Source organism: Bacillus sp. B28 (assembly GCF_029536185.1).
Classification (GTDB): Bacteria; Bacillota; Bacilli; order Bacillales; family Bacillaceae; genus Bacillus; species Bacillus halotolerans.
The window spans coordinates 739,732-752,628 of record NZ_CP120511.1 but is presented as its reverse complement, the minus strand read 5'-3'; the positions used below and the strand labels follow the sequence as shown (position 1 = coordinate 752,628).

At 45.4% G+C, this 12,897-nt stretch carries 1 protein-coding gene; it reads right to left on the bottom strand.

The window, feature by feature from the left end; genetic code table 11:
• Positions 1-112 precede the first annotated feature (112 nt).
• Entirely contained in the window at positions 113-12,826 is a 12,714-nt protein-coding gene (locus P3L57_RS03695) for an SDR family NAD(P)-dependent oxidoreductase (protein WP_277617505.1), read from the bottom strand.
• Positions 12,827-12,897 lie beyond the last annotated feature (71 nt).

Sequence of the window (12,897 nt, the reverse complement as noted above, 5' to 3'; positions counted from 1 at the left end):
TGGTTTATCTTCATCAAAGCTGGAATTAAATTCTTGCAGTTTTTTTTTAGCCTCTTCTGGCGTTATTTTTTTCTCATTCAACGCTTTTAGAATATCTTTTAATTCCATGTTGTCATCCCTTCTTCCGGTTCGTCCCTATCAGCTTCTCCGCATAATTAATATCAACTTCCCCTTGATATACTTGCCATAGTAATTCCTCAACCTCATCGCCTTCTTGGCTTTTATTCATACTTTCAAGTACTTCGTACAGATATCTCGTAAAATCCGCTAGTGTTGGATACTGGTAAATCTTTGTCATACTTATTGATATTTTGAATTTCTGGTTTACAGCGCGAATCCATTCAACACCTATGATTGAGTCAAGTCCAAGCTCTGTAAAGCTTGCTTCTGGATCGACTTCCTTCACATCCATGTATAGTTCCCTTGCTAAACTTTCCGTTAATTCAGTGAGCAACTCTTTCATAAATAATCTTGAATTTATCTGGCTTGTTGTTGCTGTTCCTTCTTCCTCGGTTGGTTCTGAAAACGATTGTTGAATGGTTGTTTTTACCCGATCCTCTTTTTCCGTACATTTCGGCAGCCTGGATAACGACTTAGGAGATTTCTCTTCCTGATTTTCACTGCATTCCTGTGCTCCTGTCATCTTTTCGATTACATCGTAAAGATATGTCACAAATTCCATAAGTGTTGGATACTGATAAACCTTTGTCATACTTATTGATGTTTTGAATTTTTTATTTACATCACGAATCCATTCAACTCCGATGATTGAGTCAAGCCCCAGCTCTGTAAAACTTCTGTCTGTCTCAATATCCTCAACATCCATATACAGTTCCTTTGCTAAACTTTCCGTTAGTTCATTCAGCAGTTCTTCTGCAGAAAGCCCTGTGCTTATCTGATTACTACTCTGTACCGCAAAGTTCTTATGTGAAGATAACGGGTGCAGGGTGTCTGTCTTTGCTGGTTCCACTTTTCCCGTAATATCCGACAACCTCACTAACGGCTTAAGAGTTTTCGCTTCCCGTTTTTCACTGATGTTTTTAGGCACTTCTTCTGCCTCTGTCGTTGCTTTGAGCACATCGGAAAAATATTTCGTAAATTCCATAAGTGTCGGGTACTGGTAAATTTTCGTCGTACTTATTGAAGTTTTGAATTTTTTGTTTATCGTACGAATCCATTCAATGCCAATGATCGAGTCAAGTCCCAGCTCTATAAAACTTCTGTCTGCCTCAATGTCCACGACATCCGTATACAGCTCTTCCGCTAAACTCTCCATTAATTCATCCAGCAGCTCTTGTACAGATAGCCCTGGACTTTTGCCATAATCCGGATCCGATAAAGGTTGCAGAATGTTCGTTTTTGTTTCCTCTTCTTCAGAAATACTAGGTAACTGCATCAACGGTTTTAACCTTATATTTTTCGGTTTTTCATAAGCTGTTTCAGCAGTTGCAACGATTTCAACAGGTACATCCAATTCTTCTGTTAAGATTATTTTTGACGCTTTTATTTTATCGAGTGTCCCCGTTCTTTTACTGGTTTCCTCTGCTTGATTCATGTTAACCATTGTGATCTGCTCTCGGGCAATTGCTTTAATGTTATCCTTTGGTATTGCCGTTTCCTCGTTGCTCTGGTGAATTCTATTGACTTTTTTATGGACCCAGTAATGCTTTTTGCCAAACGGATAGGTCGGTAAATTGACTCTATTAAGTTTTTCAATATTAAATATTTTCTCGCAGGATACTTCATAACCCAAACAGTACAACTCAGCCAAAGCGCACAGACTTTCTTTATACTTATTCGAATTTTCTTCATCCACATGGCTCTGCTTTATTAAATCCTTCACCGCTTTACTGAGACCGGTCTGAGCTATAAAGTGTCTTGACACTCTTCCTTTAAATAGATCCGGCAGTATTTCGTTCCCTTCAGCTTGTCTGAGTACTCGGACTGCATCTTCCGTGTCTTTGATCACAACGGCACAGCGATGATCGAAGTGATGTCTTCCTTCCATTAGGGTATAGCTGATTTCGGGTAATTCTCCTTCAATCGACTTGTTTTCCTCAAAGAATTCTATCAGATCAAAGATTCTTTGCTGTAATGCTTCAGATGTTTTAGCGGACAAGGCAAGCAAATAATATGGTTTGTCGTTCTGAGTGTTTTCCTTCTCTCTTACAGTACTTTCTGGCGTATAGCTTTGAAGCACGACATGAGCATTCGTACCGCTCATTCCAAAGGAGCTGACTGCACCAAGTCTGTTTTTCCCTTCTTTATCTGTCCATTTTCGATTTTCTCGATTAATGAAAAACGGACTGTTCTCCCACTGAATATAGTCATTTACCTGTTCACAATTAATGCTCGCCGGAATGGTCTCCTTCTTCAATGCCATCACAAGGCTTATCAGGCTTACGACCCCTGAGGCCGCCAAGGTATGACCGATATTCGGTTTCGCGGACGTTAATGCACAGTAACTTCTTTCCTCTGTATAATCTTTAAATGCCTCCGCCAATGCATTAATCTCGATCGGATCACCGAGTTTCGTCCCCGTTCCATGGGTCACGATATACTCCATATCTTCTGGCTTGATATGAAAACGATCGTACACTTCTTTGATGAGCCGGCTTTGCGAACGTCCGCTTGGCGCGGTAATTCCGTTTGTTTTTCCGTCATAATTAATTCCGCTTCCCACTACGGTTGCGTATACTGGGTTACCGTCGGATTCCGCTTTTGACAGCCTTTTTAAAACGATAACGGCCACGGCTTCAGCCGGCACCATTCCGTTTGCACGCTTGTCAAAGGCATAACACTTTCCGTCTGCCGACAACATGCCCGCCTTATTCATCCCGTTATAACTATCAGGAGTAATCAATAGATTGGCCCCTGCCACGATGGCAGTATCACATTCTCCGTTTCTGAGACTTTGGCAAGCCTGATGAACAGCTACAAGTCCTGACGAGCACGCCGTATTGATGGCCATGTTTGGGCCATCAAGGTTTAAGAAATAAGAAAGTCGCGCCGCCAGAATGGCATTATGGTTTGAAGTAATCCCGGCCTCTTCGTCAACTAACAGTTTGTAATCCCCGTCCTCGATTCCAACAAACATTCCTATTTTTTCGTCTTCAAATGACTTGGAACCATAGCCGGCATCCTCCAATGCCTTCCATGTTTCCTGAAGCAGCAGTCTCTGTCTGGGATCCATATTAATTGCTTCACGCGGGGATATTTCAAAAAACTGAGGGTCAAATTCGGAAATACCTGGAATTACCCCGAATCTTTTGTTCACTTCTTTTCTATCCTCAGTATTATTCTGACTTTCCCGCCATTCGGCGCGCTCATATGGCACCTCACCGATTACTTCCCGTCCGTCATGCAGGAGGGACCATAGTTCCTCTACATTCCTTGCACCTGGGAACCTTCCGCTCATTCCAATGATGGCAATTGGTTCTTTTTCAACCGCCTGTTTCTTCTGCTTCGTCTCCAATTTTTCGGAACGGATCTTTCTTATTTTCGGTCCTCTATTTTCCGGTGGTGTTGTTAAAGAACCTTCTTCCTCACCCTCGTGATAGAACGCCTGCATTTCATCAGAATAACGTTCAAGGAAATACTGGCTTAACCTCTCTATCGTCGGATAACCAAAGAAGATATCCGGCGTAATCTCTAATTCATAACGCTCACTTAACACATCGGCAAATTCCGCAAGACTGATAGAGTCGAAGCCGAAGTCACCTAAACCCTCATCTATATTCAGCTTTTCTTTTGGATATTTAAGAATTCGACTGATCGCATCCTTTAGTTCCCAAATCACACACTGTTTTATGTTCCAGCCGCTCATTTCAGCTCTTCTGCCTTTTCCGGGAGGTAACGCTGCTCTTTTCACTTCAGTTTTTGCCCTTGTTTCTTCACTTAACCCAAGGAATTTATATACTCTCTCCCGGTTTCCCGTCATGACAAGCCACTGAGTATGTTTCTGGCGAAGAATGGCTTCAAAAACTTCCGTTCCTTCTGTTGATTCCAACAATCTTTGTCCGCTGGACTTGAGGTACATCCGGCTGCTTTGCTCATCGGCAAAGCCCATCCCTTCACTCTCCCACAGCGGCCAGTTCACCACAACGGTCTTCCCTTTATGTCGGGTGTTCCGATATGCCCCGTAGCTCATGAGGAATCGGTTTCCGACTGCATAGTCACAGTTTCCGAAATCTCCTATGATCGCTGAGCTTGATGAGAAATAACAGATGAAATCAAGATGCTCTCCCTGTAATGCTTCTTCAAGCGCAAGCGTTCCCTGAACTTTTGGTTCTAAGGTTTTTAAGTATTCCTCGATTTCTTTTTCGAGTATACTTCCTCCACCTTCTATCCCGGCGGCATGGATGACTCCGTCTATATGACCAAAGCGGGCTTTTCCTGCCTGGACAGCTTGTTTCATTTCCTCTGCATGACACACATCGGCACTGTAATACATGACCTCTGCTCCGGCGTTCTGCAGCTGTTCAAGTTTTTCTTTCTTACCCTCAATGCTGCTTCGATTGACAAGAATAAGCTTCGCCTTGTACGCATCAGCGAGCCAGCGGGAGAAAATCATGCCGAGGCCGCCTGCGCCTCCTGTAATGAGGTAGACGCCGCCTTCTTTGAGTACATCTTTTTTTGAGCTTTCTGTCTGAATCGGGGAGATTCTGCTTACCTTTCGGAGACCGTCTTCATACAGAACGCTTTCCGCCTTTTCCGCATGCAGCTCCTTCCACATCGCTTCCGCCCATTCGGCAGCACTTGTCTCTTTAAGATCCGCACAGATGACGTTGACCTTTGAACCCGGCATAACGAGGCCGGCGGACCGCTCGATCCCAATCCAGGATTCCGTATGGCAGCGTTCCAGTCCGTCTCTGTATCCTCCGGCGATCATAACCCTTCCGGTTTTTAATCCCGCTGCCGCCAATCCCTGAAGCATATAGATCATGCCGGACGGATCCGTCACACATTCCGCGTCTTCTGTCGGCCACATATACCATATGGCCTCTGCGTTTCCGGTTTGGGATTTTATTTCCTTCAAGCATTCCGCATAGTCGCTTTTTTCGTTTAAACGAATGGTATACCGATTCTCAGACTCTCTCTTATAGCCTGTCCCGCTGCCGATAAAGACCGGCTTGGCACCGGAACCCAGCTCTTTTAATTTCTCTGTCGCAGCCTGACGGCGGCTTTCATCCGTCAGGAACACAACCACCGTTTTGATGTCCTGTTCCTTCATGGTTAATGCTTCTTCCTGCCATGCCTCTTCAAAGGTCATCATGTCATACTGGTCTGCGGACACCTTCTTCGGTGTCTCGAATACATAAGCAAGCCCGGTAATCACACCAGATGGTGTTCCTGATTCATCATAAAGCGTGATATCAACCTTGTTTTGCCCCGCAGGCTGTAAGCTGACAAGTCCCCAAACCGGATGACCTGCCCCCGCTGGAATCTCCATTTCCTTTACACTGGACAATCTGGCCTGCGAAACGCCGTTTGAGGCGTCTTCATGAACGGCTTCAAGACAGGCCTCCAGCACTCCCGGGATCAATACCTCGGATTCCTTATACGTTCCGCTTCCTTTATCCGGCTTTTTAAACTTGATTAGAAATTGATGTGCCTCAGGCGATCCGTTGCCTGTCCATACCTCTTCAATATGTCGGCTGGTTGTCCGGCGTTTATGATCGATATGAGGGAAACGGGCACGCAATTCCTGCAGGTCGGTTTTTGAAGCTGACGCTCCTTCGCGGAAACCTGCTTTTCCTTCACTGCTTACCTCTGCCTCTTCTTCCAATTCCCCCGTTTGTGAATAGATCTCCCATTCGATCTCGTCTTCTTCCCCTTGATAGAGGGCGATATTCACACTGGCATTTTCGTCTGGCATAATCGGCGTATGCCATTCGACGTCTTTGATCACGACTGAAGCACCGGCAGTATCCACGGACATTCCTGCCGCAACCCTGGCCATCTCAAGATGAGCTGACTCCGGCAGATAAACAGAGCTTTCATTTACGGAATAGAGGAAATCCTCTTTTCCAGTTAATGCAGAAGTGAAACGCTGCCTACTAAGATCAGATGTATTTTCATGGACCAGCGGGTGTATAATACCGAGCTGGTTCGTTGATACTGCAGACGGCTGTTTAATTTCTGAAGGCACCCAGTATTTTTCCTTCGCAAACGGATAGGTCGGAAGACTGACTCTTTTCAGCTTCCCATTATCAAACAGCTCTTGACACGATACTTCATAGCCTAGGCAGTAGAATTCAGCCAATGCATACAGATTCTCTCTGTATTCAGCCGGATTTTCCTGGTCCTTATGACTTTGTTCGATGAGACCTCTCACAGATTTATGGATAGCTTTCTGAGCTGTAAAATCCTTTGGTACTCTCCCCTTAAACAAATTCGGCAGTTTTTCGTTCCCTTCAGCTTGTCTGAGTACTCGGACTGCATCTTCCATGTCTTTGATCACAACCGCACAGCGGCAGTCGAAGTGATGTCTTCCTTCCATCAGCGTATAGCTGATTTTTGCCAGGTCCATCGCTCCACTATTTTGAGATTTTTCAAGAAAACCCGCCATCTCATGAATTTTCCCCTGCAAGGCTTCAGGTGTTTTGGCCGATAAAACAAGCAAATAATATGGTTTGTCGTTCTGAGTGTTTTCCTTCTCTCTTACAGTACTTTCTGGCGTATAGCTTTGAAGCACGACATGGGCATTCGTACCGCTCATCCCAAAGGAGCTGACTGCACCAAGTCTGTTTTTCCCTTCTTTATCTGTCCATTTTCGATTTTCTCGATTAATGAAAAACGGACTGTTCTCCCACTGAATATAGTCATTTACCTGTTCACAATTGATGCTCGCCGGAATGGTCTCCTTCTTCAATGCCATTACAAGGCTTATCAGGCTTACGACCCCTGAGGCCGCCAAGGTATGACCGATATTCGGTTTCGCGGACGTTAATGCACAGTAACTTCTTTCCTCTGTATAATCTTTAAATGCCTCCGCCAATGCATTAATCTCGATCGGATCACCGAGTTTCGTCCCCGTTCCATGGGTCACGATATACTCCATATCCTCTGGCTTGATATGAAAACGATCGTACACTTCTTTGATGAGCCGGCTTTGCGAACGTCCGCTTGGCGCGGTAATTCCGTTTGTTTTTCCGTCATAATTAATTCCGCTTCCCACTACGGTTGCGTATACTGGGTTACCATCCGATTCCGCTTTTGACAGCTTTTTCAAAACGATAACTGCCACGGCTTCAGCCGGCACCATTCCGTTTGCACGCTTGTCAAAGGCATAACACTTTCCATCTGCCGACAACATTCCGGCCTTGTCCATACTGTCGTAACCCTCGGGGGTGGTCAAAAGATTGGCCGCAGCCACGATGGCAGTATCGCATTCTCCATTTCTGAGACTTTGGCAAGCCTGATGAACAGCTACAAGTCCTGACGAGCACGCCGTATTGATGGCCATGTTTGGGCCATCAAGGTTTAAGAAATAAGAAAGTCGTGCCGCCAGAATGGCATTATGATTTGAAGTGACGCCCGCCTCGCTTCCTACTAACAGCCTGTAGTCGCCTTCCTCAATTCCTATAAACATCCCTATTTTTCTGTCTTCAAATGACTTGGAACCATAGCCGGCATCTTCTAATGCCTTCCATGTTTCCTGAAGCAGCAGCCTCTGTCTGGGATCCATCATCTCTGCTTCACGTGGTGATAATTCAAAGAAGAAAGGGTCAAATTCATCAACTCCCGGTACCACTCCGAAACTTCTGTTTGTTGCTCTGCCGTCGTCCTTATGAGTTTCTAGCCATTCTGCACGTTCATGAGGTTTGCGAATGACATCTTTTCCCTCATGCAGGAGGGACCATAGTTCCTCTACATTCCTTGCATCTGGAAACCTTCCGCTCATTCCAATGATGGCAATTGGTTCTTTTTCAACCGCCTGTTTCTTCTGTTTCGTCTCCAATTTTTCGGAACGGATCTTTCTTATTTTCGGTCCTCTATTTTCCGGTGGTGTTGTTAAAGAACCTTCTTCCTCACCCTCGTGATAGAACGCCTGCATTTCATCAGAATAACGTTCAAGGAAATACTGGCTTAACCTCTCTATCGTCGGATAACCAAAGAAGATATCCGGCGTAATCTCTAATTCATAACGCTCACTTAACACATCGGCAAATTCCGCAAGACTGATAGAGTCGAAGCCGAAGTCACCTAAACCCTCATCTATATTCAGCTTTTCTTTTGGATATTTAAGAATTCGACTGATCGCATCCTTTAGTTCCCAAATCACACACTGTTTTATGTTCCAGCCGCTCATTTCAGCTCTTCTGCCTTTTCCGGGAGGTAACGCTGCTCTTTTCACTTCAGTTTTTGCCCTTGTTTCTTCACTTAACCCCAGGAATTTATATACTCTCTCTCGGTTTCCCGTCATGACAAGCCACTGAGTATGTTTCTGGCGAAGAATGGCTTCAAAAACTTCCGTTCCTTCTGTTGATTCCAACAATCTTTGTCCGCTGGACTTGAGGTACATCCGGCTGCTTTGCTCATCGGCAAAGCCCATCCCTTCACTCTCCCACAGCGGCCAGTTCACCACAACGGTCTTCCCTTTATGTCGGGTGTTCCGATACGCCCCGTAGCTCATGAGGAATCGGTTTCCGACTGCATAGTCACAGTTTCCGAAATCTCCTATGATCGCTGAGCTTGATGAGAAATAACAGATGAAATCAAGATGCTCTCCCTGTAATGCTTCTTCAAGCGCAAGCGTTCCCTGAACTTTTGGTTCTAAGGTTTTTAAGTATTCCTCGATTTCTTTTTCGAGTATACTTCCTCCACCTTCTATCCCGGCGGCATGGATGACTCCGTCTATATGACCAAAGCGGGCTTTTCCTGCCTGGACAGCTTGTTTCATTTCCTCTGCATGACACACATCGGCACTGTAATACATGACCTCTGCTCCGGCGTTCTGCAGCTGTTCAAGTTTTTCTTTCTTACCCTCAATGCTGCTTCGATTGACAAGAATAAGCTTCGCCTTGTACGCATCAGCGAGCCAGCGGGAGAAAATCATGCCGAGGCCGCCTGCGCCTCCTGTAATGAGGTAGACGCCGCCTTCTTTGAGTACATCTTTTTTTGAGCTTTCTGTCTGAATCGGGGAGATTCTGCTTACCTTTCGGAGACCGTCTTCATACAGAACGCTTTCCGCCTTTTCCGCATGCAGCTCCTTCCACATCGCTTCCGCCCATTCGGCAGCACTTGTCTCTTTAAGATCCGCACAGATGACGTTGACCTTTGAACCCGGCATAACGAGGCCGGCGGACCGCTCGATCCCAATCCAGGATTCCGTATGGCAGCGTTCCAGTCCGTCTCTGTATCCTCCGGCGATCATAACCCTTCCGGTTTTTAATCCCGCTGCCGCCAATCCCTGAAGCATATAGATCATGCCGGACGGATCCGTCACACATTCCGCGTCTTCTGTCGGCCACATATACCATATGGCCTCTGCGTTTCCGGTTTGGGATTTTATTTCCTTCAAGCATTCCGCATAGTCGCTTTTTTCGTTTAAACGAATGGTATACCGATTCTCAGACTCTCTCTTATAGCCTGTCCCGCTGCCGATAAAGACCGGCTTGGCACCGGAACCCAGCTCTTTTAATTTCTCTGTCACAGCCTGACAGCGGCTTTCATCCGTCAGGAACACAACCACCGTTTTGATGTCCTGTTCCTTCATGGTTAATGCTTCTTCCTGCCATGCCTCTTCAAAGGTCATCATGTCATACTGGTCTGCGGACACCTTCTTCGGTGTCTCGAATACATAGGCAAGCCCGGTAATCACACCAGATGGTGTTCCTGATTCATCATAAAGCGCAATATCAACCTTGTTTTGCCCCGTTAAGTTGACAAGTCCCCAAACCGGATGACCTGCCCCCGCTGGAATCTCCATTTCCTTTACACTGGACAATCTGGCCTGCGAAACGCCGTTTGAGGCGTCTTCATGAACGGCTTCAAGACAGGCCTCCAGCACTCCCGGGATCAATACTTCGGGTTCCTTATACGTTTCGCTTCCTTTATCCGGCTTTTTAAACTTGATCAGAAATTGATGTGCCTCAGGCGATCCGTTGCCTGTCCACACCTCTTCAATATGTCGGCTGGTTGTCCGGCGTTTATGATCGATATGAGGGAAACGGGCACGCAATTCCCGAAGGTCGGTCTTTGAAGCTGACGCTCCTTCGCGGAAACCTGCTTTTCCTTCACTGCTTACCTCTGCCTCTTCTTCCAATTCCCCCGTTTGTGAATAGATCTCCCATTCGATCTCGTCTTCTTCCCCTTGATAGAGGGCGATATTCACACTGGCATTTCCGTCTGGCATAATCGGCGTATGCCATTCGACGTCTTTGATCACAACTGAAGCACCGGCAGTATCCACGGACATTCCTGCCGCAACCCTGGCCATCTCAAGATGAGCTGACTCCGGCAGATAAACAGAGCTTTCATTTACGGAATAGAGGAAATCCTCTTTTCCAGTTAATGCAGAAGTGAAACGCTGCCTACTAAGATCAGATGTATTTTCATGAACCAGCGGGTGTATGAAGCTGTCTTGAATAAAATTCTTTCCTATTGACTGCTTAATTTCAGATGGCACCCAATATTTTTCTTTTGCAAATGGATAATGAGGAAGGTTGACTTTATTAGGAATCATATCCGCAAAAAGTGATTTACAAGACAACGTATAGCCACGGGTATAAAACTCGGCCAACGCAAATAGGTTCTCTCGGTACTTGGTCGGATTCCCTTGCTCCGCACGACATTCTTCGATTAAATCCTCTACAAATTTACTGATAGCAGACTGTGCTTTAAAGTCTTTTGGCAAACTTCCCGTAAATAGATTGGGGAGTTTTTCATTTTCATCAGCGTGCCTGAGTACATGGACTGCGTCTTCCCTGTCCTTAATCACCATAGCAAAACGATGGTCGAAATGATGTCTTCCATCCATCATTGTATAACTAATTTCAGCCAGTTCTTCCGCTCCAATTTTTCTGTTTTTTTCAAGTACATCCGTTAAGTCATATATCTTTTTCCATAAAGCTGCTGGCGTTTTCGCTGATAACGCAATAAGATAAAACGGAAGTTCTGTCTTTCCATGTACACGTTTTTTTATATTTCCTTTAGAGGCATAGCTCTGGAGCACCACATGGGCATTCGTACCGCTGATTCCAAAGGAGCTGACTGCACCAAGTCTGTTTTTCCCTTCTTTATCTGTCCATTTTCGATTTTCTCGATTAATGAAAAACGGACTGTTCTCCCACTGAATATAGTCATTTACCTGTTCACAATTGATGCTTGCCGGAATGGTCTCCTTCTTCAACGACATCACAAGGCTTATCAGGCTTACGATCCCTGAGGCCGCCAAGGTATGACCGATATTCGGTTTCGTGGACGTTAATGCACAGTAACTTCTTTCCTCTGTATAATCTTTAAATGCCTCCGCCAATGCATTAATCTCGATCGGATCACCGAGCTTTGTCCCCGTTCCATGGGTCACGATGTATTCCATATCCCTTGGATTGATATAAAAGCGCTCATAGACTTCTTTGATGAGATTGCTCTGTGAACGTCCGCTTGGCGCAGTAATTCCGTTTGTTTTTCCGTCATAATTAATCCCGCTTGCTACTATTGTTGCATAAATAGGGTTGCGGTCCTCTTCAGCTTTCGAAAGTCTTTTTAAGACGATGACAGCCACAGCTTCTGCTGGTACCATTCCGTTTGCACGCTTATCAAAGGCATAACACTTTCCGTCTGAAGACAGCATTCCTGCCTTGTCCATACTGTCGTAACCCTCGGGCGTGGTCAAAAGATTGGTCCCCGCCACGATGGCAGTATCGCATTCTCCGTTTCTGAGACTTTGGCAAGCCTGATGAACAGCTACAAGTCCTGACGAGCACGCCGTATTGATAGCGACATTCGGTCCGTCTAGATTCAGAAAATAGGAAAGTCTTGCCGCAAGGATGGCATTATGATTAGAAGTGATTCCTCCCTCACTCCCTACTAACAGCCTGTAATCACCTTCCTCTATTCCTACAAACATCCCTATCTTCTCACCTTCAAAAGACCCAGACCCGTAACCAGCATCCTCTAGTGCACTCCATGTTTCCTGAAGCAGCAATCTCTGTCTGGGATCCATCATCTCTGCTTCACGAGGTGATAGTTCAAAGAAGAAAGGATCAAATTCATCTACTCCCGGCACGACTCCAAATTTCCTGTTCGCTGCTTTGCCGTCGTGCGTATCACCTTCCCACCATTCGGCACGTTCATGCGGTGCTTCACGAATGACATCTTTTCCCTCAAATAGGATGGACCACAATTCTTCCACATTCCATGCATCCGGGAATCGTCCGCTCATACCAATGATACCAATCGGTTCTTCCCTCATATTAGAAGTTTTCCTGCCTGGACGATTACGCCTTGTATTTCTTCTCCTATTTTCAATGTTTCTGTTCTCTAATGATTTGTTGACTATAGCAGAAGCTCCCTCTTCTGCTGTATGGATTACTTCTACACCCTCCTGATAAAATATTTTCATTTCATCAGAATAACGTTTAAGTAAATATCCGCTCAGTCTATCCAAGGTTGGATAGGCAAAAAACACATCAGGTGTGATATCGATATCATAGCGGTTACTTAATGCGTTCGCGAATTCAGAAAGACTTACTGAATCAAACCCAAAGTCCGCAAGGTTTTCATCAGCCTCCAGCTTTTCTCTCTGAATTCTGAGTATCTTGCTTACTAAGTCTCTTATTTCCCATAGTACGCACTCTTTTAAAGTCCAGCCTTTCATTTCAGGCTTTCTCCCTTTTACCGGTTTCTGGGCTTGTTGCTTTTCTTCTCTTACCTTCGTTTCCTCTTGAC